Genomic DNA, 26630 nt, shown 5'->3' with positions numbered 1-26630 from the left:
AATGTTGAGGGTTGAGTTGACAGGTTTCCAGCGCAGTGTTGGTTTGCCAACTTAATCTTCAGCTTTCAACTCAACCCTCAACATTCAAAACTCAACCCTTTATGTTAAATCGCCGCCTCCTCCGTATCAAAGTCATGCAGTCGCTCTACTCCTACCACCAGGCGGTGGGAGCTGATTTGATGCTGGCACAGGACCGCATCGCGGCTGCTTTCGAGCCCGACCTGACGGCCAAAGAGGCCCCCGACCGTCGCCAATTGGAAGGCCAGCGCAAGATGGGTGAAGCCCAGCTGCGCGATTGGTACCGCACCGGTATCACGCCCGAGAAAACGGATGATAAAGCCGTGGACAAGGCTGTGACCGACGCCATCAACTCCTTCCAGAACCAGGTGAAGAAGGACGCTGATTTTTACGGCGGGCAGCTGTTGGTGGGCGCCGAAAGCATCCACGACCAGTACCTGCACCTCCTGAACCTGCCCGCCGCCCTGCTCGGCGTGATTGAGGAAGAGCAGAGCCGCGAGGAGCGCCGCCGCCTCGGCCCGCGCGAGGATGCCTTGGACGCGACCCGCCTGCATAAGAACAAGGCCATTGCCAAGCTGATGGCTAACGAGCAGTTGCAGAGCCAGACCATCCGGCGTAAGCTGGCCTGGGAAGGCTCCGAAGAAGTGGAAGCCCTGCGCGCCGCCTGGGAAGAAATGAAAGCCGACGAAACCATGCTGGCTTACCTCAGCGGCAAGGACATCGACCAGCCCGAAATGGACTACGATACGGACCTCGAAATCCTGCGTCACATCTACAAGGACTTCGTTTTCAAAGGTGAGGCCCTGCCCCGCCAGCTCGAATCAGACGACTTGAACTGGGAAGAAAACCGGCCCATCGTGCGCAACCTGGTGCTGAAAACGCTCAAGATGCTGCCCTACAGTGCGGATGAGAAGCAGGAGCTGATGAACCTTTCGGCCAACTGGGCCGACGACCGCGAGTTTGCCGAAACCCTTTATAAGCAAACGCTCATCGAGGACGACAAGATGGAGAAGCTCATCGCCGGCTCGGTGCAGAACTGGGACGTGGAGCGCGTGGCCCTGCTCGACAAAATCATCCTGAAAATGGCCCTTACCGAGATGCAGCTTTTCCGCGGCATCCCGGTAAAAGTCACTATCAACGAGTACATTGAAATCAGCAAGCTCTACAGCACGCCGAAGAGCAAACAATTTGTTAACGGCATTCTGGACAAGCTGGCGACGGATTTGGCCGCCAGCGGCGACATTCGCAAATCGGGCCGCGGCCTGCTGGACAACCAGTAAGCGACTTGCTGGTTAAGGTTAACCGGAACGTCATGCAGAGCGCAGCGAAGCATCTTGCCCGCTTCGTTGCAACAAGTAATTATTACTATTGCACGCAAGACGCTTCGCTGCGCTCTGCGTGACGTTCAGATTGGCCACTTTTGCATCTACGGCCGCGTTTCTGCGTACGCAGCTCTGAAAACACTCTCACCCAATTTTCCCCACTCCGACGACCATGGCTAGCAAAACCACCACCGGCATCCTGTGCTTCGCGGGCGGCGCCCTCACCGGCGCAGCCCTTGGCTTGCTCTATGCCCCCGAACCCGGCACCGAAACCCGCTCCTGGCTCAGCTACCAGCTCGAAAAGTACCGCTCGGTACTCGCCGACCTCACCGACAGCCTCGTGACCAGCCGCGAAGCCACCGGCCAGTCTTCCGCCAAAAGCGAAGGCCAGCGCGTGATTTCCGATGCCAAATCCAAGGCCGAGCAGCTACTCGGCGATGTTGACCAACTCATCAACCAAATCAATTCCCGCAAGGGCGCTTAATTTTTTTTACGGGTGTCTAAGTGCTTGACGGAATGGGAGAATGGGTGAACGGCCGATGAAAATTCAGCCCTCGCTCATTCTCTCATTCCGTTCTTTGCTTTCTCATCCAGTCATTTATTACCCGATACGATGCACGTAGTAACCCTTATTCCCGGCGATGGCATAGGCCCCGAAATCACGAAAGCAGTAACCGATATTTTCGCGGCGGCGCAGGTGCCCGTGCAGTGGGAAGAGCAGAACGCGGGCCAGACCACGTTCGACCAATCGGGCGAGCTGATTCCGAACGCCTTGCTCAAGTCGCTGGAAAAGAATAAGGTGGCCCTCAAAGGTCCGATTACCACGCCGGTCGGCAAAGGCTTCCGCAGCATCAACGTAACGCTGCGCCAGAAGTACGACCTCTACCAGAACGTACGGCCCAGCAAAACCACGGCCGGCATTCATACCCGCTACGAAGGCATTGATTTGGTGCTGTTTCGCGAAAACACCGAGGGTCTGTACTCGGGCCTGGAAATGTGGGACGAGCGCCTCGGCATCGCCGATGCCATTGCTCGCGTGACAGTGGAAGGCTCGCGCAAAATCTGCCGCGCGGCCTTCGCCTACGCCGCCAAGCACGGCCGCAAAAAGGTGACGCTGGCCCACAAAGCCAACATCATCAAGATGGCCGGCACGCTGATGCTCAACGCCTGCAAAGAAGCCAGCTTGGAGTTTCCGGAGATTGTGTTCGAGGATAAAATCATCGACAACATGTGCATGCAGCTCGTGAACAAGCCCGAGCAGTTCGACGTGATTGTGACCACCAACCTGTTTGGCGACCTGCTATCCGACCTCTGCGCCGGCCTCGTGGGCGGCCTGGGCGTGGTGGCCGGTGCCAACATCGGCGACAACATGGCCATCTTCGAAGCCGTGCACGGCTCGGCCCCTGACATTGCCGGTCAGGGCAAAGCCAACCCCACCGCCCTGCTCCGCTCGGCCATTATGATGCTGCACCACATCGGCGAGCACGCCAAGGCCGAGCAAATTGACAAAGCCCTGGAAGCGACTCTGATGAACCAGGAAGAATGCACCGGCGACCTCGGCGGCAAAGCCAGCACCAGCCAGTTCGCCCAGAGCATTATCGCCAAGCTGTAATTTTATCTGGCCGTACACCGGCTGTCATCCTGAGCGCAGCGAAGGACCTTATCACGAATGAACAAGTGTCCTGACGTGATAAGGTCCTTCGCAAGCTCAGGATGACAGACGAAAAAACGACCATCAACTCATTATGAAACAATACCTGATTCTGGCCGCCGCGCTTTCTCTGGCAGCCTGCAACCGCGACAAAGCCGCCGAAGCCGGCGTTGAAGGTGTGAACGCCGGGGCCACCGTAACCAACGACACCGCTAACCCCACCGTGGACAACCCCAACGTGGTGAGCGAGAACGAAGCGCCCAACCCCAACGCGCCAGTGATGAAATTCACCGAGTCGGAATTCGATTTTGGCGACATCAAGGCTGATACCAAGGTGCGCCATACCTTCACCTTTACCAATACCGGCAAGTCGCCGCTGCTGATTGAAGACGCCACAGCCTCCTGCGGCTGCACCACGCCCAGCTGGACCAAAGAGCCCGTGGCACCCGGCGCACAGGGCACCATGGAAGTGCAGTTCGACAGCCGCGGCAAGCACGGCATCATCAACAAGCAGGTGGCGGTGCGGGCCAACACCCAGCCCAACATCACGACCATTGCTATCAAGGGCAACGTGCTGGATGCGGCCGGTGCTGCCAACAAACCCCTGTAAGCCTTTTACTTTCGCATCATGTTTCTGACCCTTTTGCTGCAAGCTGCCGATGCCGGTGGCTACACCCAGTTGCTTTTTCCGATTGCCATTGGCTTGGTGGTGTATTTCTTTATGATTCGGCCGCAGCAGAAGCGCACGGCCGATGCGAAGGCCTTCCGCCAGTCCCTGGCCAAAGGCTCGCGCATCGTCACCATCGGTGGCCTGCACGGCCTCGTAGTTGACCTGACGGACGATACCGTGGTGGTAGAGGTGGACCGCGGCACCAAGCTGCGCTTCGACCGCTCGGCCATTGCCCGTGAGGTGGGCACCAAGGCGGTGGCCGGCACCACCAGCGGTGATGCCATCGCCTCGTAAGCCATGGAAGGGCCGCTGACCCGGGCGGGCCGGCTGCTGCGCTGGTTCGTGCGCCCCTTCGCGGGCCAGGAGCCCAGCTTTTACCGGGCCATCACGGCCTGCCTGCTGGCGGCAGGCCTGTTCTGGCAGATGAATGCCCTGAACAAAACCTACACCACCCGCCTCGACTTCCCGCTGGCCTGGCACTACGACTCGGCCCGCTACGTGCCGCTGCGGCCGCTGCCGGCCAAGGTTGCCGTGACGGTTACGGGGCAGGGCTGGCGGCTGCTGCGGGCCAACATGGGCTGGGGCACCCACCCGGCCGACCTGCGCCCCGTGCCCTACCCCGGCACCCGCTACCTGCCCGACGAGGCGTGGCGACGCGGCCTGCAAAATGCCCTCGAAGGCGTGCAGGTGAACGAATGGTCGGGCGACACGCTGCGCCTGACCTTCGACCGCTACGCCTCGCGCCGCCTGCCACTGGCGCTGCCCTCCGATTCGGCTCGCCGCTACAAAGCCACGTTTAAGCCAGCGGTGGTCACGTTTCGGGGGCCATCCAGCTTGGTGCAGGCACTGCCCAGCCCCTACCCGGTGGCGGTGCCTGCCCCCGATAAAGACGGCAACGCGGAAGCTGCTTTGGTGCCCCCGGCCCGGATGCGCGTTGCGGCTACCACCGTGCGAGTGCATCTGGCGCGCCGCTGATTTTCACTTCAAACCATTTGCAGCATGCTACGCATCGGCATTACCGGCGGTATCGGCTCGGGCAAAAGCATTGCCAGCCGCTTGTTTCATGTCCTTGGCGTGCCGGTGTACGACGCCGACACCCGCGCCCGGTGGGTAATGGAAAACGATGAAGCCCTGCGCGGCGAGCTGCAGGCCGCGTTTGGCGTTAATACCTACGATGTTGCTGGCCGGCTGAACCGGCCGGTGCTGGCCGGTTTGGTATTCAATAACCCGGTCCGTCTGGCTCAGCTTAACGGGCTAGTGCACCCGCACGTGGGCACCGATTTCGAGCGTTGGGCCACCACGCAGCAGCAAGCCGGCCACGCCTACGTACTGAAGGAAGCAGCGCTGCTCTTCGAGGCCGGCTCCTACAAACAGCTCGACCGCATCATCACGGTGTTTGCACCGCTGGTGGTGCGCACGGCCCGCGTGCTGCGGCGCGACCCGCAACGTTCGGCCACCGACGTGGCCGCCATCATGGCCAAGCAGCTGAGCGAGGAAGAGAAGATGCAGCGCGCCAACTACGTGCTGGTGAACGACGACGTGCAGCCGCTGCTGCCGCAGGTGCTGGCGCTGCACCAGCAATTTTTGGCGGGCTTGTAGCAGCGGGCAAAAAGAAAGGCCGCCTCTTGCGGGGCAGCCTTCATCTGGCAGAACGGAAAGGAGAGCGGCGGGTAATTAGATGCGGCCCGAATAGTCTTCGAGGGTGTCAATAACCTTCATCAGCTGCGGCACAGCCAGCGAGTAGTAAATCTTCGTACCGATTTTGCTGGATTTCAGCACGCCCCGGTCTTTGAGGGTAATGAGGTGCTGCGAAGCGATGGCCTGCGGCAAATCCAGGGCTTGGTAAATATCGGTCACCGACATCTGGCTGTCCTTGCCCTTGGTCTTCCCTAGCAAATCAACAATGGCCAGCCTTTTGGGATGCGAGAGAACCTTGAGCATAGCCGCAGCACGGTCCAACTGTTGCGCTTCTACACGCGAATGCAATGGTTTCATGAAGTCGATAAAGAGTGAAAAGTAAAATGGAAGTGTAGATAAGTGCAATACTTTGGCGCTACTGCTGCAAGACGTTTGGCACTTGGCCGTAGTTCCGAACGAATACGCAAAATATGGGTAAGTGGGTTTATCATTTATAAGATACTTAAATATTTACGTCTTTTCAGGTATTAGTGAAGCCGGCGGTCGGCATTTTCTGGTTTTACGGCTACATGAGGGGACATGGCTACCTTTGCCGACCGGCCGGCCGGCCGCTTTTCCCACCCAATTAATACCTCCTGATGCTCGACCTGCTCGCCAAATTTGAGAACAAGCGCCCCGAAATCGTCTTCGAATGGAAAGACGCCGAAACCGAAGCCGAGGGCTGGGTCGTCATCAACTCGCTACGGGGCGGGGCGGCCGGCGGCGGCACCCGCATGCGCAAAGGGCTGGACAAGCGCGAGGTAGAAAGCCTGGCCAAAACCATGGAAGTGAAGTTTACGGTGTCGGGGCCGGCCATTGGCGGGGCCAAGTCGGGCATCAACTTCGACCCGCAGGACCCGCGCAAGCGCGGTGTGCTGGAGCGCTGGTACCGCGCCGTGTTTCCGTTGCTGAAAAACTACTACGGCACCGGCGGCGACCTGAACGTGGACGAGATTCACGAAGTCATCGCCATTACCGAAGAGTACGGCCTCTGGCACCCGCAGGAAGGCGTCGTGAACGGCCATTACCGCGCCACCGAACCCCAGAAGATTCAGAAGCTGGGCCAGCTGCGCCAGGGCGTTATCAAAGTGGTAGAAGATGCCACTTTCTCGCCCAATCTAGCCCGCAAGTACACCGTGGCCGACCTCATCACTGGCTACGGCGTGGCCGAGGCTGTGCGCCACTACTACCGCCTCTGGCCCAACACGTCGCTGGCCGGGCAGCGGGCCATTATTCAGGGCTGGGGCAACGTGGGGGCGGCGGCGGCCTATTACCTGGCTGGGCAAGGCGTGCGCATCGTGGGCATCATCGACCGGGCCGGTGGCTTGCTGAGCACCGACGGGCTGGGCCTGGAGGAAATTCGGGCGCTGCTGCTGGCGCGGCAGGGCAACGCGCTGGCGGCCGATAACCTGCTGTCGTTTGAGGAAGTGAACGAAAAAGTGTGGTCCATTGGGGCTGATATTTTCATTCCGGCGGCGGCTTCGCGGCTCGTCACGCGCGGGCAGGTAGAGCAGCTGCTGGCCGGCGGCCTCAAGGTGATTAGCTGCGGAGCCAACGTACCGTTTGCTGACCCCGAGATTTTCTTTGGCCCCACCGGCGTGTTTGCCGACGAGCGCGCGGCTGTCATTCCCGACTTCATCGCCAATTGCGGCATGGCCCGCGTATTCGCCTACCTGATGGAAACCGGCGCCGAAATCACCGACCAGGCCATTTTCGCCGATACCTCGCGCATCATCGGGGCGGCGCTGGAACGTACGCACGCCGAGAATGCGCAGCCCACGGGCATTGCGCAACGCTCGTTCGAGATGGCGCTGCGGCAGCTGGTGTAGAGCTGAGTGTCAGCAATCGTCTGGCACGTCATGCTGAGCTTGCCGAAGCATCTCTACTGCGAGAGTAATGATTTACTACTGCGGTAGAGATGCTTCGGCTTCGCTCAGCATGACGTTCTTTTGCCTTTGATGCCTTTCCGCGTGAGCCGATAAAATCCTTTGCGCAATCGCATTTTTATTCGGTAACAATTCGATAACTTTGACGCCCTACTTTTGGTCGCCCCGGTTTCGGGGCGATTTTGCTTTTGCAGGAATTCCCTTTTGAACATATGGCTACTCTTAAAAAACCCAAAACCAGCAAAACCAAAGTTGCTGACGACATGCTGAACGCTGGCAGCGGCAAAACCATCAAGCAGCCCAACGTAAACGACGACAAGCTCACCTCCATCACGGAGATGCGCCAGAACGCCAACGGCGAAACCGCCATGGCCCTGGAAGACGAGCAGCGCCTGCGCAAAGCCTTCGTGGACAAGGACTGGAACGAAATCAAAATCGCCGACAGCTGGCAGATTTTCAAGGTGATGGCCGAGTTCGTGGAGGGCTTCGAGAAGATGTCCAAAATCGGCCCTTGCGTGAGCATCTTCGGCTCGGCCCGCACCAAGCCCGAGAACCCCTACTACAAGCAGGCCGAGGAAATTGCGGCCAAGCTGGTGCGCCACGGCTACGGCGTCATCACGGGCGGCGGCCCCGGCATCATGGAAGCCGGCAACAAAGGTGCCCGCTCCGAGGGTGGTAAGTCGGTGGGCCTCAACATTGAGCTGCCCTTCGAGCAAACGCACAACATCTACATCGACCAGGACAAGTGCATCGACTTCGATTACTTCTTCGTGCGCAAGGTGATGTTTGTGAAGTACGCGCAGGCCTTCGTGGGCATGCCCGGCGGCTTCGGCACGCTCGACGAGCTGTTTGAGGCCATGACGCTGATTCAGACCAAGAAAATCAGCCGCTTCCCCATCGTGCTGGTGGGCTCGGCCTACTGGAACGGCCTGTTCAAGTGGATTGAGGACGTGATGCTGCACGAGGAGAATAACATTTCGGCCATCGACCTGAACCTGGTGCAGATTGTGGACGACGCCAGCGAAGCCGTGAAAATTATCGACGACTTCTACCACAAGTACCTGCTGTCGCCGAACTTCTAAGCCGTTCGGTCGTTATTCAGCTACCAAGAAAGCCGGGCCGTATGGTTCGGCTTTTTTGTTGGCCGCGGTGCCATTTTTGCGGTTGCTAATCCTCTTCCAATGTCCAACGCCACTTCGCTGATTGAGTACGACTACCTCATCGTGGGCGGCGGGGCGGCGGGCCTAAGCCTGGCCTACCACATAGCGCAGGAGCCGCGGCTAGCCCTTAAGAAGGTGCTGCTTATCGAGCCTGAAGCGAAAACGCAGAACGACCGCACGTGGTCGTTCTGGTCCGATGCGCCCGGCGTGTTCGACGGCATCGTGGCGCACGAATGGCGCAAAATCGCCTTTCGCAGCCCCGGCTTCGAGCGCGTGATTGACCTGGGTCGCTACCGCTACAAAACCATTAACGGGCTCGCTTACTACCGCTTCGTGCACCGGGCACTGGCGGCGCGGCCGGAGCAGTTTACGGTAGTGCGCAGCGCAGTCGAAAGCGTAGAAAATACGCCCACCGGTGCACTGGCCCACCTTGCCGACGGCACCGCCCCCACCGCCCGCTACGCCTTCGACTCCCGCCCGCCGAACCTGGCGCAGCTGAAGCAACCGGAGAAGCACCGGTACTTGCTGCAGCACTTCGTGGGTTGGGAAATTGAGACAGAAGCCGACGTATTCGACCCCACTACGGTAGAGTTTATGGACTTTCGCGGCGAGCAGCAACACGAGGCGCGGTTCATCTATGTACTGCCGTTTTCGGCGCGCAAAGCGCTGGTGGAGTACACGTTATTTTCCGAAATCGTCTTATCAAAAGCGGAATATGAAACCGCCATTCGGGCATACCTAACCCACACGCTGGGCCTGAAAAGCTACCGCATTACGGCCGAGGAAGTAGGCGCGATTCCGATGACGGACCACCCGCTGCCGGCGCGGGCAGGCCAGCACATCCTCAACCTGGGCACGCGGGGCGGACGCGCCAAACCCAGCACCGGCTATGCCTTCAAGCGCATTCAGCAGCACTCGGCGCGGCTGGTGGCGGCGCTGGCTACCACCGGCCAGCCGCCCGCTGATGCAACCGGCGACAAGTGGCAATTTCATCTTTTCGATACGCTGCTGCTCGACATTATGAAGCGCCGGGGCGAAAGCACGCGCGACATTTTCCGCCAACTGTTCGAGCGCAACCCCGTGGAGCGCATCTTCCGCTTTTTGGATGAGCAAACGAGCTGGGCCGACAACCTGCGCATCATGAATTCAGTATCGGCCGGGCCGTTTATGCGCTCCATTGCGCAGGTGTTGCGCGGCCGACCGGGACGGCGGGAAGGAAGTTAAAAGTGAAGATTGAAGAGTTATAACATCACATAGACAGTGAATCTTAACTCCTCACTTTTAGCTTTTAACTGTCAGAGGAGCCTGCTCCAGCCAGCCCCGCGCCTCGTACACGGTTTCGATGGAAAGTGGCCGCAGTTGCGGCTCGGGCTCCGACAGGTTCAGCAAATAGCCGGTAAGTTCGGTGAGATTGTCGAGGTCGTGGGTACTGCAGAGCACGGTTTTCTTCTCCTGAACTGCCCAGTTGTGCACCAGGCTGAAAACCTGGCGCCGGTAATACGGGTCGAGCTGCTGGGTGGGCTCATCGAGCAGGTATACCTGAGCATCCTGCAGGCTGAGCTGGGCCAGCCACACCAGCTGCTGCTCGCCGCCCGAGAGCTGCGTGAAATCGCGGGCGGCCAGGTGGGCCATGCCCACGCGGGCCAGTGCGGCATCGGCCAGCGCATAATCGGCTGCCGAATAGGCACTGAGCAGGCCGTGGTGGCGGTAGCGGCCCATCACCACGAGCTCGCGCACGGCAATGGCGAAGCCCAGGCTGCCGCGCTGGGGCAGGTAGCCGAGCAGGCCGGCGGTGGCGGCGCGGCGCAGCGTGCGTACTTCCTGCCCGTGCAGCTGCACGCGGCCCTGGTACGGCAGCTGCCCCGTGAGCACCCGAAACAGGGTGGTTTTGCCCGCGCCGTTGTGCCCCACGATGGCCACGAAAGCCGGCTCGGGCAGGCATAAAAAAAGATTGCGGACCAACACCCTTCCGGGGTAGCCCGCAACCAAGTCCTGAATGTTGAGTGTTGAATGTTGAGTGTTAGATAACTGGCGGGTACCTGTCGGCAAATCGGCGTCAATCATTTAACATTCAACCCTTAGCACTCAACATTTCTAATATTCGTCCTCGTTGAACATGAAGTCCTCCTTGGTCGGGTAGTCGGGCCATACCTCCTCGATGTTTTCGTAGGGCTGGCCGTCGTCTTCCAATGCTTGCAGGTTCTCGACCACTTCCATGGGCGCGCCCGAGCGGATGGAGAAGTCAATCAGTTCGTCTTTGGTGGCGGGCCAGGGCGCATCTTCGAGGTAAGATGCCAGTTCGAGTGTCCAGTACATAGTGCGAAGGGATAAAAAAGGGTTGGCGAAGGTAAGGTTTTCCGGCTAAGATACAAACCGGGGGTTGCGCTGCTTCCGACAACGCATAATGCGGGCCAAGGTTCAACCAGCGGCCTGGGCTTGCTGCGTGAACAGCGCAATCAGGTCGTTTTTGGTGCGGATTTTCCGCTCGAAGGAGCGCACCTTGGTTTGCAGCATCTGCCGGAAGGCGTCGTTGGCGGGGCTGGGGCTGAGGTTGGCAAGGTTGTCGCGCAGCGTGGCCAGCTCCTGGTTGTCATCGACGAGAAGCGTGCGCAGCGTGCTGGCCCGGAAGCGGGCGCGCTCGGCCGGATTGGTGGGCATGGGCGCGCCGTCGGTGCGCTTGCGCAGGTGGTATTCCAGGGCGCTGAGCTCGAATATTTTGTCGCAGGCTACCATGAAGCGCTGCCAGATGCGGTCCGACTCCTCGCCGCGCACGGTGCCCACCTGCTTCCACTCGGCCTGCAGGGCTTTGGCGTGGTTGATGGCTTCCTGCGGGGGCACGTTCATCAGGGCTTCAGCGCGCTCGGCCAGGGCGCGCTTGCGGGCCAACAGCACCTCGGGCGAGGCCGGGGCGCCGGGCGCGCCAGCAGCCTGCTGCGAAGCAATGTGCGTTTTGAGGCGCTCGAAGAAGTGGTTGTTGGCGGCCCGAAAGCGCGTCCATAACTCGGAGGCCTGCTTTTTGGGCAGCGTGCCGTTCACTTCGCGCCAGGCTTGCTGCAATTGCTTGAGCGAGCGCGAAGTGGTTTCGAACTGGTCGGAGTTCTTCAGGTTTTCGGCCTGCTGAATGAGGTCGAGGTAGCGGGCCTGCACCCGGTTGGTCATGGCCTTTTTATCGGACTGAAACGCCTTGCGCCGGTCGAAAAATACCTGAATGGCATTCTGAAAACGGCTTTCGAGCTCTTCGGCGCGGGCTTTATCGACGGGGCCGGTTTTGAGCCAGCCCTGGCGCAGGTCCTTCACTTTTTCGCTGGCCGATACCCATTCGATGCTGTCGCGCAGGGTCTCGGCTTCCTGAATGAAGCCGAGCTTGGTGGCCAGGTTTTTTTCGCGGTTCTGGGCCACGGTGGCGGCCATGGCCTGCTCGGCGGCCACCAGCTGGCGCTGCAGGTCTTCGAAATCGCCAAGGCCTTCGTAGGTTTTGAGCTGCTCCTTGAGGTGCAGCACTTTCATCAGGAAAGAGCCTTTGTTCTCGCTGGCTTCCATGGTAGCCAGGGTGTTGGCCACTTTGGTGCGCAGCAGGCCGAAACGTTGGGCGAAGTACAGCAGGGCGGCTTCGGCGGTGTCCTTCACTAAGCCAATAGGGCGGGCGGGCTGGTCGAGTACCGGGCGCAGCCAAACGCCGTCGGCTTCCACGTAGCCGAAACGCTGGGCGTCGGCCAGCAAGTGGGCGGTTGATTCCATAAAATAATAACCTCGTGGGTAGGAAGCGTGTGGGAAAAGGAAAAGAGCAGGTCAGGGGTAAGCAGTACCGGGGCCGGAACGTGGAATACAGGAAGGAATTACAAGTTTACGGCAAAAAGGCGATGATGGGATGATGCGCCGCGCACATATGTCGATGTGCGGATTTTTGGCGCTTGCCCGGGCTGCGGCGAGGTTAGCTTGTGCCGCCGGGTTTGCCGTTCTTTGCGCTCCGCAACGACCGGCAAACCCGGCGGCGGCATTTCTCCTTCAGCAACTTCTATATATTTCCCATGAGCGACCAGACCATCATTTTCAGCATGGCCGGGGTAAGCAAGGTTTACCCGCCCCAGAAGCAAGTTCTCAAAAACATCTACCTCTCGTTTTTCTACGGGGCCAAAATCGGCGTGCTCGGCCTCAACGGCTCGGGCAAGTCGAGCCTCTTGAAAATCATTGCCGGCGTCGATAAGCAGTTTCAGGGCGAAGTGGTGTTTTCGCCGGGCTACTCGGTGGGCTACCTCGAGCAAGAGCCTCAGCTCGACCCCACCAAAACCGTGCGCGAGGTAGTGGAGGAAGGCGCCGCCGAAACCGTGGCGCTGCTCAAGGAATACGACGAAATCAACGAAGCCTTCGGGGCCGAGGATGCCGACTTCGATAAGCTGCTCGACCGCCAGGGCAAGGTGCAGGAGCGCCTCGACCAGCTCGACGCCTGGAACCTCGACACCAAGCTGGAGCGCGCCATGGATGCCCTGCGCACGCCGCCCGAAGAAGCCATCATCGGCAACCTCTCGGGTGGCGAGAAGCGCCGCGTGGCGCTGTGCCGCCTGCTGCTGCAGGAACCCGACGTGCTGCTGCTGGACGAGCCCACCAACCACTTGGATGCCGAAAGCGTGTTCTGGCTGGAGCAGCACTTGCAGCAATACAAAGGCACGGTTATCGCCGTGACGCACGACCGGTACTTCCTCGACAACGTGGCGGGCTGGATTCTGGAGCTGGACCGCGGCTCGGGCATTCCGTGGAAGGGCAACTACAGCAGCTGGCTGGAGCAGAAAACCGACCGCCTGGCCAAGGAGGAAAACTCCGAAAGCAAGCGTGCCAAGACGCTGCAGCGCGAGTTGGAATGGGTGCGCATGTCGCCCAAAGCCCGCCAGAGCAAGGGCAAAGCCCGCCTGGCCAACTACGACAAGCTGGCCAGCGAAGAAGCCAAGGACAAGGAGCAGAAGCTCGAGCTGTTCATTCCGGACGGCCCGCGCCTGGGGGCTCAGGTGATTGAGGCCGAGGGCATCACGAAGTCGTTTGGCGACAAGCTGCTGTTCGAGAACTTGAGCTTTGCGCTGCCGCAGGGCGGCATCGTGGGCATCATCGGGCCCAACGGCGCGGGCAAAACCACGCTCTTCCGCATGATAACCGACCAGCTGCAGCCGGATGCCGGCTCGTTTGAAGTAGGCCCGACGGTGCAAACCGCCTACATCGACCAGCAGCACGACTCGCTGGATGGCAGCAAGTCGGTGTTCGACACCATCACGGGCGGCACCGAAACCATGCTGCTGGCCGGCCGGCCGGTGAACTCGCGCGCCTACGTGAGCAAGTTCAACTTTGGCGGCGGCGACCAGGAGAAGAAGGTGGGCACGCTCTCGGGCGGCGAGAAAAACCGCGTGCACCTGGCCATGACGCTTAAGCAGGGAGCAAACTTATTGCTGCTCGATGAGCCCACCAACGACCTCGACGTCAACGCCATCCGGGCGCTGGAAGACGCGCTGGAGAATTTTGCCGGCTGCGCCGTTATCATCTCGCACGACCGGTGGTTCCTGGACCGGCTGGCCACGCACATCCTGGCCTTCGAGGGCGACTCGGAAGTAGTGTGGTTTGAAGGCAACTTCTCGGACTATGAGGAAGCCAAGCGCAAGCGTCTGGGCGATGTGGAGCCGAAGCGCGTGCGGTACAAGAAGCTGGGGTAATAATCCAGCTTACGCATTTACAAAAAACGCCGCCGTTCCATCTCAGAACGGCGGCGTTTTTATATAATCAGAGACCGAAATCTATCGGCGACGCATGAAAATGCTGACGTAGTACAGCAGCGAAGCCAGCGACGCCAGCGCCGCCACCACGTAGGTCATGGCCGCCCACCAGAGCGCATCTTTGGCCATGCTGTGCTCCTGGGGGGTTACCACGCCGCGCTGGTCCATCCAGGCCAGCGCGCGGCGCGAAGCATCGAACTCGACAGGCAGCGTAATAAACGAAAACAGTGTGCTGAGCCCGAACAGCCCAATGCCCAGCAGCAGCGGCACCGGCGTGCGGTTAATTAGGAAGAAGCCGGCCAGAATCAGCAGCGGCACCCATTTCGATACGGCACTGAGCGTGGGCACAAGGGCCGAGCGGAACTGCAGCATGGCGTAGGAAGTGCTATGCTGCACGGCGTGGCCGCATTCGTGCGCCGCAATGGCCGCTGCGGCAGCGCTACGCTCAGCGTACACGCCCTCACTCAGGTTCACGGTTTTATCGGTGGGGTTGTAATGGTCGGTGAGCTGGCCCTCGGTGCTGATGATGCGCACATCGTAGATGCCGTGGTCGGCCAGCATTTTGGCGGCGATTTCGGCCCCGCTCAGGCCCGAGCTCAGGCCCACTTGGGAGTATTGTTTGAACTTGCTGCGCAGCCGCCACTGGATAAGCCAGCTGGCCAGCGTGAGCAGAATTAGCAGAGGGTACATCTTAAAAAGTGTTGAAGGGTGAGGGATGAATGCCGAGTTAACAGCGGTACCGCTTCAGACGCGCCACCGCTACTCGTGCTTCATAATTTTTTCGACAATGCGGGAGGTACTGTAGCCCGGCACCAGCGGTACCGTGCGCACCTGCCCACCCCGGCTCAACACCAGCTCGTGGCCCACAATTCCACTCAGGGCGTAATCGTCGCCCTTCACCAGCACGTCGGGCTGTACCAATTCGATGAGGGCCAACGGCGTGGGCTCGCCAAACAGCACCACGGCATCGACAAAGGCCAGCGACGCCAGAATGCGGGCCCGGGCCTGCTCGTCCTGAATGGGCCGGCCGGGCTTGAGGCCGCCCACCGAAGCATCAGTGTTCAGGCCCACCACCAGCGCATCGCCCAGGTGGCGGGCCTGCTCCAGGTAGTCGACGTGCCCGAGGTGCAGCAAGTCGAAGCAGCCGTTGGTGAACACCACTTTGCGTCCCTGCGCCCGCCAGGCCGCCACGGTGGCCGGCAGCTGCTCGCGGCTGAGGATTTTATCTTTCGTCCACATCATTATTTATGGCTGAATGGCTGACTGGGCGAATGATACAGATGGCATAGTTATCCATTCAACTATTCATCCATTCAGCCATTGATGAAACTATTCACTGGTAAGCGGTTCGTGGGCCAGGGCTTCGGCTTCGGCGGCTACGGTGCCTTTGTCGGCGGCAGCTACAGCCACGAAGCTGATGGCACCCATTACGACCACCAATAGCGTTTGGGCGCCGTGCACCACCAGCGCGTAGGCAATCCCGGCTTCCTTGCTGACGCCGTACACCAGCAAAATGCCCTGCACCATCACGTGAAACGGCCCGATACCGCCCGCCACCGGCGCGGCCATGCCAAACGCCCCGAAGGTGAGCACTGCCAGGCCGGCCTTCATGTCGAGGCCATACGTTTCGGGAAAGCAGTAAAATGCCAGGTAATCCATCAGGTAATACACCGTCCAGGTAAAGAGGGTGTGCAGTAGAAAAAGGCCCTTTTTCTCCAGTTTTAGCACGCTGAACACGCCCGCCAGCAGGCCCTTCACGAACACCACACCCTTGTTGAAAAAGGCATTCTGCCGCAGCCGCTCCAGGTTGCGGAACAGGGCCACGCCCGCCACTACCAGCAACACCACCGCAATAACGGCAGCCACGAGCAGCGGCGTGCGGTTGCGGGCCAGGGCATCGTACTTGCCGCCCAGCACGTTCTGCGTCACAAAGCCCCAGAAGGTATTAAAATCAAGCAGTAGCACGCTGCTCAGCAGGCCTAACAGCACCAGCACGTCAATCACGCGCTCCGTCACCACCGTGCCAATGGCCACCTGCACGGGCACGCCGCTTGTGCGCCGCAGCACCGAGCAACGAATCACCTCGCCCATGCGCGGCAGCACAATATTGGCCAGGTTGCCCACCATCATGGCGTGGTACACGGCCCAGAACGGAGCCGGCGTCTGCGAAGCCTCCAACTGCATGCGCCAGCGGTAGGCCCGGCTGAAATAACCCAGCACCGACAGCCCCAGCGTGAGTACCAGCCAGGCATAGTTGGCCGTACGAATGGCGTGCCCGATGGCATCCCACTTCAGGCCGCGCATGGCGTACCACATCAGAGCCCCCGAGATGCTCAGCAGCAGCCCGTATTTGAGAATATTCAGAAGCGTTTTCAACTAGAATAGCCGGTAGTAATTATCAGACAAAGGTAACCCTGCGGCAAATGAGTAAGGGAGTAGATGAGTGTATGGCACTCAAGGCTTCCTATTTTACTTTTCTGCTCCCTACGCCTTTACCGCTCCACCACCACGTTGTCAATCAGGCGCACGCCGCCCAAATGGGCGGCCAGGCACAGCACTACGGCGCGGCCGGGCACGTAGGCGGCCAGTGGCTGCAGCGTTTGGGCATCGGCTACGGCAAAGTATTCGGGCGTGAGCAGCGGCTCGGCCGCCAGCGCAGCTTCGGCTTGCGCCTGCACCTGTAGTGGTGACAAGCCCTGCTGCACCTGCTCGGCGGCGGCCGTCAGCACTTGGTAGAGCAGCGGCGCGGCGGCGCGGGCCGGGGCATCGAGCCGGCGGTTGCGCGACGACATGGCCAGCCCGTCGGCCTCGCGGATGGTGGGCCGGGCCACAATCTCCAGGTCGAACGACAAGTCGGCTACCAGTTGGCGCACCACGGCCACCTGCTGCCAGTCTTTCTGCCCGAAATACGCCCGGTGCGGCCGGGCCAGGTGAAATAATTTGCTCACCACCGTGGCCACGCCGTTGAAATGGCCGGGCCGGTGCGCTCCTTCCATCACCCGTTCCAGGTCGCCAAAGTCGAAGCGCAGCACCGTGGGCTGGGGGTACATTTCCTCCACCGAGGGCGCGAAAAGCGCCGTGCAACCGGCCGGAGCCAGCAGGACCGCATCAGCGTCGGGCACGCGCGGGTAGAGGCGGAAATCCTCGGCGTTGTTGAACTGCGTCGGGTTCACGAAGATGGTGGCAATCACCTCGTCGCATTCGGCGCGGGCGGCCTGCACCAACTGGAGGTGGCCGGCGTGGAGCGCGCCCATGGTGGGCACCAGCCCGATGCGCCGGCCAGCTTGGCGGGCACTTTCGGTGTGGGCTTGCAACCCGGCGGCGGTGGTCAGTATCTGCATGGGTAAGAAGTAGGCCCCTGGAAGGGGTGCCAGGCGATGGGGTATTGAAATTCCGCTCAAAATTGTGTAATTTTGTGCACCCATAGTATGGCCTTGTTCCATCCTCTTCAAAAAAACCTGTATGTCGAAGCTAAGAATCCTCTACGCGGCCACCGAAATTGACCCGTTTCTGCAGACCACGAAAGTGGCGGAAATGCTGCGGCGGCTGCCGGCCAGCATGCAGGAGATGGGCTGCGAGATTCGCATTTTCGTGCCGCGTTTTGGCATCATCAACGAGCGCAAAAACCGCCTCCACGAGGTTGTGCGCCTGTCGGGCATCAACATTGCGGTCGGCGACGACGAGAAGCCGCTGGTCATCAAAGTGGCTTCGATTCCGACGGCCAAGCTGCAGGTGTACTTCATCGACAACGAGGACTACTTCCACCGCAAGTCGGCGCTGGTCGACAAGAACGATAAATTTTACGCCGACAACGACGAGCGCGCCATTTTCTTCTGCAAAGGCGTGCTCGAGACGGTGAAGAAGCTGGGCTGGTCGCCCAACATCGTGCACTGCTCCGACTGGATGACGGGCCTGATTCCGCTCTACCTGAAAACCACCTACAAGAAAGACCCGGTGTTCAAGGATGCCAAGTCGGTGTTCTCGATTTACAACAACGAGTTCATGGACAAATTCGAAGGCAACATTTTGGAGAAAGCCAAGATGTTGGACATCGACGACGACATGCTGGCTTCGCTGAAAACGGCTGATTTCAGCGGTTTCGTGAAAATGGGCATGGAGTATGCGGACACGGTGGTGCGCTCCGACGAAGACTTCTCGGAAAACATGAACGGCTTGTTCCACGAATACGCCCTCCACAACAAGCTCAGCCAGGTAGCGACCGATGAAAACCTGCACTCTTCTTACCTAGCCCTGTATAATGAATTGGCTAACTAGCCGTTGCGCTCCCCTGGCCGCCCTCGCTGCTCTGGCCCTGACCAGTTGCGACACCGGCACCGCTCTCAACGTGGACCTGCCCGACACGGCTACCACCAATACCCAGTACCAGGACTACGACGTAGCCAGCGGCACCGTGCGGCTGTCGCCAGTTCAAACCCAGAAAACCGACCATTTCCTCATTGGCCGCCTCGCCGATAACGTGGCCGGCACTACTACCGCCCGTGCGTTTTTCAACGTGGTGGATGTGAGCGCGACCGATTCGCTGCCGTCTAAATTCATTGACGCCAAGCTCTTCAGCGGGCAACCCACGCTCGATTCTACGGTGCTGGTGATGGGTTTTGACCGTGTGTATGGTAGCAGCAGCACGCCGGCCCGGTTCGACGTATCCACGCTGGGTACTCCCCTCGATGACCGGAAGGTATACACGTCCACGTCTTCGGAAACGGGGCTGACATCTTTGGTCGACAATGTGAGCGGCCGGCTCGACGCGACCAAGGTGCAGGTAATTAAGGCGGCCGATACCTCGGTGATACCCAATATTCCGGCCGTTACGACGACCGTGCCCGACCCAACGTTGCGGCTGGTGCTGCAGCGCCGGGTCGCCAACGGCTCCTCGCAGCCGGTTATGCCGCTGCCATTTGCCAACACCCTGTTTACCCAACTGCTTGTGCCAGGGTTTAGCCAGACGCAGCTCGATGCCAAGCTCAAGGGCTTGGCCATTGCGCCTAACTCCAGCTACAGCAGTGCCATTGTGAGCTTTGGCCGGCCCAACCTGTCGCGGATGATACTGTACTTCCACAGTACTTCCGCTTGGAAAATTCGGAAAAACATACTGCCGGCCGACACGCTGAAACGCTCGTACACGGTATTTTTCGGCCCTGCCTTCAGCAGTTCCGGGCTCTCGAGCAGCAGCGACCCCCGCTACTACACTCAGCTTACGAACGACTTGCCTTCCGCGCTGGCTGCGCTCAGCAGCACGTCGGGTATTGTGCCCAGCACGGTGCTTAATGGAACCAGCTACGCCCAAGAGGGTACTGGCTTTGGCACCCGCGTAACCTTTACGGGCTTGGATGCGCTGACCAAAGCAGCGGCAGCGGGCGGCCTTACCATCAACCGCGCCGAACTGCGCGTTCCGGTAAAACCTTATACCAACGTGCTATTTCCGAACCCGAATCAGCTTTATGCGGTAGAAGTTGGCTCGGCTAATGAGGTACTGCAGCGCCTTATCAACTTTCAACCCACCGACCGGGTGGTGCAGAGCGACGGCAGCAACCAGACCGGTGCCGACTCGCCAGCAGCAGGCTTCCTGACCACTGTTTCGGCTACCCAAACGTATTACACCCTGCCCATCACCAGCTACCTGCAGGCTTATCTGAACAATCAGCTGGGGGGCAACCCCACCGGAGGTATTGTGTTGGTGCCCAGCATCCGCAACAGCAACACGCTGACTCTGAACCGGGCAGTATTGGATGCCGCGAATATTAAGCTGCGCGTCTACTACTCCAAACGTTAATCGCGGCTTTGTAGCCAACTGCTACGAAGCTTACTCTCTTTAACCATTAAATTTTTCTGCCATGTGCGGCATTGTTGCTTACCTGGGCCATCGTGAGGCCTGCCCCATTATCCTCAAAGGCCTGCATCGCCTCGAATACCGCGGCTATGACTCGGCCGGCGTGGCCCTGCTCAACGGTGACCTGACCGTTTATAAAAAGAAAGGCAAAGTAAGTGACCTTGAAGCCTTTATTGCGGAAAAGAACACGCATGCCAACGTGGGCATGGGCCACACTCGCTGGGCTACGCACGGCGAACCCAATGATGAAAATGCTCACCCGCATTACTCGACGTCGGAGCGCATTGCCATCATCCACAACGGCATCATCGAGAACTACGCGGCGCTGAAAACGCACTTGCAACAGCAGGGCCACGTATTCCACTCCGATACGGATACGGAGGTTTTCGTGAACCTGATTGAGGAAATTCAAAAGCAGAATAGCTGCTCGCTTGAGGAAGCCGTGCGCCTGGCTCTGCACGAAGTAGTGGGAGCCTACGCCATCGTGGTGCTGAGCAAAGATGCTCCGAACCAACTCATCGCCGCCCGCAAGGGCTCGCCGATGGTGATTGGTATCGGCGACGGCGAGTATTTCATCGCCTCCGATGCTACGCCCATCATTGAGTACACCAACGAAGTGGTGTATGTGAACGACTACGAAATCGCGGTGATTCGCGACGGACAGTTGGAAATTCGTAGCCGCGAGGACGTGAGCCAGACGCCCTACATTCAGAAACTGGAAATGGAGTTGGACTCCATCGAGAAGGGTGGTTACCCACACTTCATGCTGAAAGAGATTTTTGAGCAACCCCGCTCAATTCTCGACTCGATGCGCGGCCGCTTGGAGTTGGAGGCCGGCCACCTGAATATGGGCGGCATCCGGGCTTACGAGCAGAAATTTATTAACGCCCAACGCATCATCGTAGTGGCCTGCGGTACCAGCTGGCACGCCGGCCTGGTGGCCGAGTACCTGATTGAGGACCTGGCCCGCATTCCAGTGGAAGTGGAGTACGCCTCGGAATTCCGCTACCGCAACCCGATTATCACGGAGCGCGACATCGTGATTGCCATTTCGCAGAGCGGTGAAACGGCCGATACGCTGGCCGCCATCGAGCTGGCGAAGAGCAAGGGAGCGACTATTTTCGGCATCTGCAACGTGGTAGGCAGCAGCATTGCCCGCGCTACTGATGCAGGTGCTTACACGCATGCCGGTCCCGAAATCGGGGTGGCGTCGACCAAAGCCTTCACGGCCCAGGTAACAGTGTTGACGTTGCTGGCCATGATTATGGGCCAGAAGCGCGGCACCATCACCGACACCAAGCTGCGCGAGCTGATGATTGAGTTGGAGACGATTCCGGCCAAAGTGGAGAAAGCACTGAAGCTGGATGCCCAGATTCAGGAAATTGCCGAGGAATTCAAGGACGCCACCAACTTCCTGTACCTGGGCCGGGGTTATAATTTCCCGGTAGCCCTGGAAGGCGCACTGAAGCTTAAGGAAATCAGCTATATCCACGCCGAAGGCTACCCCGCGGCCGAGATGAAGCACGGCCCCATTGCCCTGATTGACGAAAACATGCCGATGGTGGTGATTGCCACCCGCGACAGCTCGTACGAGAAAGTAGTGAGCAATATTCAGGAGGTGAAAGCCCGCAAAGGCCGCATCATCGCCGTGGTAAGCGAAGGCGATACGGTGATTCCGGCCATGGCTGAGTACGTGATTGAAGTTCCTCATACCAGTGAAGTGCTGATGCCACTGGTTTCGGTGGTGCCGCTGCAGTTGCTGAGCTACCACATTGCGGTGCTACGCGGCTGCAATGTGGACCAGCCCCGCAACCTGGCCAAGTCGGTGACGGTGGAGTAGTTATAGCAAAAAAAGTGATGGGGTGTGGTAAGCGAAACTACTCAATTATGACGCATAATGGGTAATTCCGCTAACTACACCCCATCACTTTTTCGGAGCTATAGCATCAGCATTATTGTAGCAGGACTGCTTTTCACCACGCTTCCTTTCGTGGCGCTGGCCTTCTATAACCATCCTTCTCTAGATGATATATTAGATGTTAGCCAAGTCCAGGAGCTAGGATTTTGGCAGGCTCAGAAGTTTTTTTACTTCTCACATACTGGCCGCTATACAACTACGGTTCTGTTAGCGCTGGCAAATCCACTATACTATGGCCATTGGGAAGCAAGTTGGTGGTGGGTAGCGTTGGTGTTTATACTTGGCACGTTGTTAATGCTTCGCTACGGTATTGGAGCGATACTTCATTTACGTACAAGGGATGCTTGGCTAATGGCTGGTATTATGCTGAGTTTGTGGCTGACATACGCGCCCGGCTTGGCTGAGGGACTATACTGGTTTACAGGCGCTTATACATATATAGTTGCGGTCTGGTTGCTGGTGGCGTGGATGGGGGCTCTTGCGCACTATGCCCACGCTCGCCAAAATAACCGTCATAAACGTCTACGACTTATGATTGTCGCAGCTCTAACGCTTGCTGTAGCGGGCACAACAGAGCCATTAGTGCTGCCTTTTGTGTTAACACTACTGGCAGCGGCAGGCTTGAGCTGGTATCTGGGACGTGGGCGCATAGTATGCCTGCTAGCAGTATTAGCCATAATAGGCAGTACAGTGTCGTTTCTGGCACCTGGCAACTTCATGCGCATGAGCAGCATGGGAAGCTCTTTTGGTGTAATCAAAACATTGGTTTATTCGGCAGGCACCAGCGCTTATCTGTTGCTTACTTGGATTGGCAACCCTGTTTTACTAGCGCTTTCGGTATTGTTGCTGCCTGCGCTGTACCGAATAGGACAGCAGCAGCAGCAGTTGGTAGTGCGCATGCTAGCAAAACTTCCGACTGGGTGGGTGTTCTTCATACTTATCGGATTACTAATAGCGGCCAACTGTCCGGCATATTATGCCAGCGGTACGGGTTTGCCCTTACGGGCACGGTCTATGCTTTACCTGATTTTTTTGATTAGCTGGTTTGGGTTATTGCTGACGTGGTGTTGCCGCCAAGCCGCGCGGCAGCATGTTAGCCCTATAGTAAGCTCGACAAATCCAATGTATTCGCTCTGGGTAGCGGTATTGGTGCTCTTCTTTTTCGCCGATTACAATATGCAAACCCGCGCGGCTATGCTTGGTCAAGGCAGCAATAACGCACTACGCGCATATCGGCAATGGCTAAGTGGCGATGCTGCCGGCTATGATGCGGAGCAGCGCGCCCGCTATCAGGCCTTTGCCTCGGATACGCCTCCGGTGATAATTACTCCGTTGCAGCATCGCCCGGACTTGCTGGTAAGTTTTGATATTATCGAAACGAGTAATCCTGATTTTCTTAAACGATACCGCAACTACTTGGCTGAGTAACGATACTTGGCCGTTATAAAAGCCCGGCAGCAACTGTCACTTACACCGCAAACGGCTCCCCGCGCAGCGCTTGCCGCTTGAGCAGCGGGCATACTTTGTAACGCTCGTCGTGGGTATCCTGCCACAGGGCCTCCAGCACGGCATACACGCGCTCGACGCCGATGGCGTTGGCCCAGGCGAAAGGGCCGCGCGGGTAGCTGGTGCCCAGCTTCATGCCGAGGTCGACGTCCTGCATGGTGGCGGTGCCTTCCTGCACGGTGAAGCAGGCTTCGTTGATAATCTGGCAGATGACCCGGGGCGTGACCAGGCCCACGCGGTCGGCCACCACGCGGTAGTCGGTGCCGAGGGCGGCGCAGGTTTCGGCCAGCTTTTCGCGGTCGGCTTCGTGGTAGAGGCTCACTTCTAGCAGAGGACGATTAAGGAGTGTGGGCAGGCCGCAGAAGCCGAAGAGTCCACCTGCCGGAAGTTTAGCCATTCGGTGCCAGTAGGAATCGACTATGGAATTTTCCAGAACTTCAGTAAATATTGGGAAACGTCCTTCTTTTAGAAGGAAATAAGAACCTATTCCACTTGAAGGCACCGAGAAGCAGAAAGCTACATCCGTAGTAGGAACAGCAACTTTTAGGTACTGCTCCATAGACTCATATTTCTTTCGCTCTTTTATTTCGGTGCGAACGAAGCTGTATTCGTGCGCCGGGCCGAACTTCTCGCGGAATTCCGCTTCGACGTGGCCGCCATCAATGACCAGAATGTGCATGGTTTCGGTAGTTACTTTGGGCCAAAGATACCCTAACCGACTCCGCATTATGGCCCACCAGATTATCCTCACCGACCAGGCCCCCGCGCCCATTGGCCCCTACTCGCAAGCCGTGAAGGCGGGCAACACCGTCTACGTTTCAGGCCAGATTCCCTTTGATGCATCCGGCCAGCTCGTGCCCGGCGACATCACCGCCCAGACGCACCAAGTACTCAAGAATCTGACGGCCATTCTCGCTGCCGCCGGCCTCACGCTGGCCGACGTGGTGAAGTGCAGCATCTTCGTGAAAGACCTCGGCGACTTCGCCACCATCAACCAGGTGTACGGCTCCTACTTCGACGAAGCCACGGCCCCGGCCCGCGAAACGGTGGAAGTAGCCCGCCTGCCGCGCGACGTGCAGGTGGAAATCTCGTGCATCGCCGTGGGCGCATAATATCCGGCCGGTGCGGGCGTTGGGATTGATTCATTTTCACTTCCAACCCCACCCCCCCGCATGAAAGAACTTGGACTCGGCCTGCTCATCATTGGGCTTATTTCGCTGGTACTGCCGCTGATTAACCCCAACGTGCATTACGTTTTCCTGAAATGGATTGACAACTGGGGCCCGACTATGGCCTGGGTTATTCGCGGCGGCATCACGCTGCTGGGCCTAGCGCTGTGGCTGGGCTACAAGAACCGGGACTAGCGGTGAATTGGTGAGGTGGTGAACTGGTGAGTTTGATATCCTGATGGCGCAAGCTGCGTAATTGAAACGTCAGACTCACCAGTTCACCACCTCACCAATTCACCGCCTTACCTTTGCGGCGCGTTCCGAACTCCGGGGCGCGCTTTTTTTCTGTTATGACCGAGAGAGAAGTTCGGGTGCGTTTCGCCCCCTCGCCCACCGGCCCGCTGCACATTGGCGGCGTGCGCACGGCCCTGTATAACTACCTGCTGGCCCGCAAGCTGGGCGGCAAGATGCTGCTGCGCATCGAAGACACCGACCAAAACCGCTTCGTGCCCGGCGCCGAGCAGTACATTCTCGAAGCGCTGGCCTGGTGCGGCATCGTGATTGACGAAGGCCAGGGCGTGGGCGGCCCCCACGGCCCCTATAAGCAGAGCGAGCGCAAGCCCATGTACAAGCAGTACGCCGACCAGCTCATTGCCGCCGGCCACGCGTACTACGCTTTCGACACGGCCGAGGAGCTCGACGCCATGCGTGCTCGCCTGCAGGCCGCCAAGGTGCCCAACCCGCAGTACAACTCCATCACCCGCGCTCAGATGCGCAACTCCCTCACCCTGCCCGAGGACGAGGTGAAGGCCCTGCTCGACGGCGGCGCGCAGTACGTCATTCGCCTGAAAGTGCCCCGCAAGGAGGAAATCCGCTTTCAGGATTTGATTCGCGGCTGGGTGGTGGTGCACTCTTCGGCGGTGGATGACAAGGTGCTGATGAAATCGGACGGCATGCCGACCTACCACCTGGCCAACATCGTGGACGACCACCTGATGGAGATTTCGCACGTCATCAGAGGCGAGGAATGGCTGCCGAGTGCGCCGCTGCACGTGCTGCTCTACCGCTACCTGGGCTGGGAAAGCACCATGCCACAGTTTGCCCACCTGCCCCTGCTGCTGAAGCCCGACGGCACCGGCAAGCTGAGCAAGCGCGACGGCGACCGCCTAGGCTTCCCGGTGTTTCCGCTGGAGTGGCACGGAACCGACGCCGAAACCGGCGAAGCCACCATCAGCCGCGGCTACCGCGAAGACGGCTACCTGCCCGAGGCGCTGGTGAACTTCTTGGCCTTCCTGGGCTGGAATCCCGGCACTCAGCAGGAGATTTTCTCGATGGACGAGCTGATTCAGGCCTTCTCGATTGAGCGCGTGAGCAAGTCGCCGGCCAAGTTCGACCAGAACAAGGTGAAGTGGTTCAATGAGCACTACCTGCGCGCCAAGTCCAACGCCGAGCTGGCCCCCTACCTGCTGCAGGCCCTGCACGAGCACGCCATTGTGTGCTCGCCGGAGAAAGCCGAGCAGATTGTAGGCGTGATGAAGGAGCGCGTGAGCTTCCCGAACGACTTCTGGCAGGAGGCCAAATATTTCTTCCAGGCCCCGACGGAGTACGACGAAGCGGTTATCAGCAAGAAGTGGAACGCCCCCGTGGCCGCTGCCCTCACGGCCTACGCCGAGGCGCTGCCCAGCGCGACTGAAGTTTCGGCTGAAGGCCTGAAAACCCTGTTCAACGATACCATGGCGGCCCAGGGCCTTAAGCCCGGCCAAGTACTGCAGGCCTTGCGCGTGGCCGTGACCGGCGCGGCCGCCGGCCCCGACCTGTTCGAAACGCTCGTGATTCTGGGCGTGCCCGAAGTGGCCGACCGCTTGCGCACGGCCGTGGCCACCATCGCGCCAGCTGCCTAAGCCGCCGGAGCAACGACCAGCGCCAAACGCCCTGAGGAAGCCCGCACTTGTTTTGGCAAGTGTGACTTTCTCAGGGCGTTTGGCATTTCTGGAATCTTGGGAGCAGCCTTTTGGACATGGTGCTTGTCATATAATTCGCGAACCTATCGAG

At 59.2% G+C, this 26630-nt stretch carries 27 protein-coding genes; 18 read left to right on the top strand and 9 right to left on the bottom strand.

Going from position 1 to position 26630, the window contains the following annotated elements; all coding sequences use genetic code 11:
- Positions 1-134 precede the first annotated feature (134 nt).
- The 7 genes from nusB (at position 135) to coaE (ending at position 5260) form a co-directional block, all read left to right on the top strand.
- Positions 135-1298 carry a transcription antitermination factor NusB gene (gene nusB / locus MON38_RS13355; protein WP_241936672.1) on the top strand — a complete coding sequence of 388 codons (1164 nt, stop codon included), beginning with the start codon at positions 135-137 and terminating at the stop codon, positions 1296-1298.
- 214 nt (positions 1299-1512) lie between these two features.
- The gene (locus tag MON38_RS13350) at positions 1513-1824 is read left to right on the top strand and encodes a YtxH domain-containing protein (protein ID WP_241936671.1); all 312 of its coding nucleotides are present in this window, start codon (positions 1513-1515) and stop codon (positions 1822-1824) included.
- 129 nt (positions 1825-1953) lie between these two features.
- The gene (locus tag MON38_RS13345) at positions 1954-2952 is read left to right on the top strand and encodes an isocitrate/isopropylmalate dehydrogenase family protein (RefSeq protein WP_241936670.1); all 999 of its coding nucleotides are present in this window, start codon (positions 1954-1956) and stop codon (positions 2950-2952) included.
- Positions 2953-3085: 133 nt separating this feature from the next.
- Positions 3086-3601 carry a DUF1573 domain-containing protein gene (locus tag MON38_RS13340; protein ID WP_241936669.1) on the top strand — a complete coding sequence of 172 codons (516 nt, stop codon included), beginning with the start codon at positions 3086-3088 and terminating at the stop codon, positions 3599-3601.
- Positions 3602-3619: 18 nt separating this feature from the next.
- The gene (gene yajC / locus MON38_RS13335) at positions 3620-3955 is read left to right on the top strand and encodes a preprotein translocase subunit YajC (RefSeq protein ID WP_241936668.1); all 336 of its coding nucleotides are present in this window, start codon (positions 3620-3622) and stop codon (positions 3953-3955) included.
- Between the two features lie 3 nt (positions 3956-3958).
- Positions 3959-4636 (top strand): YbbR-like domain-containing protein, encoded by a 678-nt coding sequence (locus MON38_RS13330; protein ID WP_241936667.1) that lies wholly within the window; start codon positions 3959-3961, stop codon positions 4634-4636.
- A gap of 24 nt (positions 4637-4660) precedes the next feature.
- Positions 4661-5260 (top strand): dephospho-CoA kinase, encoded by a 600-nt coding sequence (gene coaE, locus MON38_RS13325; RefSeq protein WP_241936666.1) that lies wholly within the window; start codon positions 4661-4663, stop codon positions 5258-5260.
- A 75-nt stretch (positions 5261-5335) separates the two neighbouring features.
- Here coaE and MON38_RS13320 read toward each other — a convergent pair whose 3' ends face one another.
- Positions 5336-5602 carry an ArsR/SmtB family transcription factor gene (locus MON38_RS13320; RefSeq protein WP_241936665.1) on the bottom strand — a complete coding sequence of 89 codons (267 nt, stop codon included), beginning with the start codon at positions 5600-5602 and terminating at the stop codon, positions 5336-5338.
- A gap of 335 nt (positions 5603-5937) precedes the next feature.
- Between MON38_RS13320 and MON38_RS13315 the strand changes: the two genes are divergently transcribed.
- The 3 genes from MON38_RS13315 (at position 5938) to MON38_RS13305 (ending at position 9608) form a co-directional block, all read left to right on the top strand.
- Positions 5938-7167, top strand: coding sequence for a Glu/Leu/Phe/Val dehydrogenase dimerization domain-containing protein (locus MON38_RS13315; RefSeq protein ID WP_241936664.1), 1230 nt, complete (start codon positions 5938-5940; stop codon positions 7165-7167).
- A 395-nt stretch (positions 7168-7562) separates the two neighbouring features.
- Positions 7563-8306: an LOG family protein gene (locus MON38_RS13310; protein WP_241936837.1), complete on the top strand. Its 744-nt coding sequence runs from the start codon at positions 7563-7565 to the stop codon at positions 8304-8306.
- A gap of 99 nt (positions 8307-8405) precedes the next feature.
- Entirely contained in the window at positions 8406-9608 is a 1203-nt protein-coding gene (locus tag MON38_RS13305) for a lycopene cyclase family protein (protein WP_241936663.1), read from the top strand.
- Positions 9609-9665: 57 nt separating this feature from the next.
- Here the strand turns inward: MON38_RS13305 and MON38_RS13300 are convergent, their stop codons facing one another.
- The 3 genes from MON38_RS13300 to MON38_RS13290 all read right to left on the bottom strand — a co-directional run bounded on the left by MON38_RS13300 (position 9666) and on the right by MON38_RS13290 (position 12122).
- A complete protein-coding gene (locus tag MON38_RS13300) occupies positions 9666-10349 on the bottom strand; it encodes an ABC transporter ATP-binding protein (RefSeq protein ID WP_241936662.1) in 684 nt (227 codons plus the stop codon).
- A gap of 129 nt (positions 10350-10478) precedes the next feature.
- Positions 10479-10700: a DUF2795 domain-containing protein gene (locus MON38_RS13295; RefSeq protein WP_035561220.1), complete on the bottom strand. Its 222-nt coding sequence runs from the start codon at positions 10698-10700 to the stop codon at positions 10479-10481.
- A 102-nt stretch (positions 10701-10802) separates the two neighbouring features.
- Complete coding sequence (locus MON38_RS13290) at positions 10803-12122, bottom strand: DUF349 domain-containing protein (RefSeq protein WP_241936661.1); 1320 nt, start codon at positions 12120-12122, stop codon at positions 10803-10805.
- Positions 12123-12412: 290 nt separating this feature from the next.
- On the opposite strand from MON38_RS13290, the gene ettA reads away from it, so the two are divergent.
- Positions 12413-14077, top strand: coding sequence for an energy-dependent translational throttle protein EttA (gene ettA, locus MON38_RS13285; protein WP_241936660.1), 1665 nt, complete (start codon positions 12413-12415; stop codon positions 14075-14077).
- A gap of 81 nt (positions 14078-14158) precedes the next feature.
- Here the strand turns inward: ettA and MON38_RS13280 are convergent, their stop codons facing one another.
- From MON38_RS13280 to panC, 4 genes are all read right to left on the bottom strand, one after another.
- On the bottom strand, positions 14159-14827 hold the full coding sequence (locus MON38_RS13280; RefSeq protein WP_241936659.1) for a zinc metallopeptidase: 669 nt from the start codon (positions 14825-14827) through the stop codon (positions 14159-14161).
- Positions 14828-14896: 69 nt separating this feature from the next.
- Positions 14897-15376 carry a D-glycero-beta-D-manno-heptose 1-phosphate adenylyltransferase gene (gene rfaE2, locus MON38_RS13275; RefSeq protein WP_422388745.1) on the bottom strand — a complete coding sequence of 160 codons (480 nt, stop codon included), beginning with the start codon at positions 15374-15376 and terminating at the stop codon, positions 14897-14899.
- A gap of 90 nt (positions 15377-15466) precedes the next feature.
- Positions 15467-16513 (bottom strand): lysylphosphatidylglycerol synthase transmembrane domain-containing protein, encoded by a 1047-nt coding sequence (locus MON38_RS13270; RefSeq protein ID WP_241936657.1) that lies wholly within the window; start codon positions 16511-16513, stop codon positions 15467-15469.
- A 116-nt stretch (positions 16514-16629) separates the two neighbouring features.
- Positions 16630-17478 carry a pantoate--beta-alanine ligase gene (panC, locus tag MON38_RS13265; RefSeq protein WP_241936656.1) on the bottom strand — a complete coding sequence of 283 codons (849 nt, stop codon included), beginning with the start codon at positions 17476-17478 and terminating at the stop codon, positions 16630-16632.
- Between the two features lie 121 nt (positions 17479-17599).
- Between panC and MON38_RS13260 the strand changes: the two genes are divergently transcribed.
- The 4 genes from MON38_RS13260 (at position 17600) to MON38_RS13245 (ending at position 23331) form a co-directional block, all read left to right on the top strand.
- On the top strand, positions 17600-18412 hold the full coding sequence (locus MON38_RS13260; RefSeq protein WP_241936655.1) for a glycogen/starch synthase: 813 nt from the start codon (positions 17600-17602) through the stop codon (positions 18410-18412).
- Complete coding sequence (locus tag MON38_RS13255; protein ID WP_241936654.1) at positions 18396-19928, top strand: DUF4270 family protein; 1533 nt, start codon at positions 18396-18398, stop codon at positions 19926-19928. Before MON38_RS13260 ends, MON38_RS13255 begins: the two co-directional genes overlap by 17 nt.
- 61 nt (positions 19929-19989) lie before the next feature.
- Entirely contained in the window at positions 19990-21825 is a 1836-nt protein-coding gene (gene glmS, locus MON38_RS13250) for a glutamine--fructose-6-phosphate transaminase (isomerizing) (RefSeq protein ID WP_241936653.1), read from the top strand.
- 57 nt (positions 21826-21882) lie between these two features.
- Entirely contained in the window at positions 21883-23331 is a 1449-nt protein-coding gene (locus tag MON38_RS13245; protein WP_241936652.1) for a hypothetical protein, read from the top strand.
- Positions 23332-23371: 40 nt separating this feature from the next.
- Here the strand turns inward: MON38_RS13245 and MON38_RS13240 are convergent, their stop codons facing one another.
- A complete protein-coding gene (locus MON38_RS13240; RefSeq protein WP_241936651.1) occupies positions 23372-23806 on the bottom strand; it encodes a 3-hydroxyacyl-CoA dehydrogenase family protein in 435 nt (144 codons plus the stop codon).
- Positions 23807-24137: 331 nt separating this feature from the next.
- On the opposite strand from MON38_RS13240, the gene MON38_RS13235 reads away from it, so the two are divergent.
- The 3 genes from MON38_RS13235 to gltX all read left to right on the top strand — a co-directional run bounded on the left by MON38_RS13235 (position 24138) and on the right by gltX (position 26479).
- Complete coding sequence (locus tag MON38_RS13235) at positions 24138-24521, top strand: RidA family protein (RefSeq protein WP_241936650.1); 384 nt, start codon at positions 24138-24140, stop codon at positions 24519-24521.
- A 60-nt stretch (positions 24522-24581) separates the two neighbouring features.
- Positions 24582-24773, top strand: a complete 192-nt coding sequence (locus MON38_RS13230; protein WP_241936649.1) for a hypothetical protein — start codon at positions 24582-24584, stop codon at positions 24771-24773.
- 155 nt (positions 24774-24928) lie between these two features.
- A complete protein-coding gene (gene gltX, locus MON38_RS13225; RefSeq protein ID WP_241936648.1) occupies positions 24929-26479 on the top strand; it encodes a glutamate--tRNA ligase in 1551 nt (516 codons plus the stop codon).
- The last annotated feature ends 151 nt before the right edge of the window (positions 26480-26630 follow it).

It is taken from the genome of Hymenobacter cyanobacteriorum (assembly GCF_022631375.1).
In the GTDB taxonomy this organism is placed as follows: domain Bacteria; phylum Bacteroidota; class Bacteroidia; order Cytophagales; family Hymenobacteraceae; genus Hymenobacter; species Hymenobacter cyanobacteriorum.
This window is presented reverse-complemented; position numbering and strand designations above follow the sequence as displayed.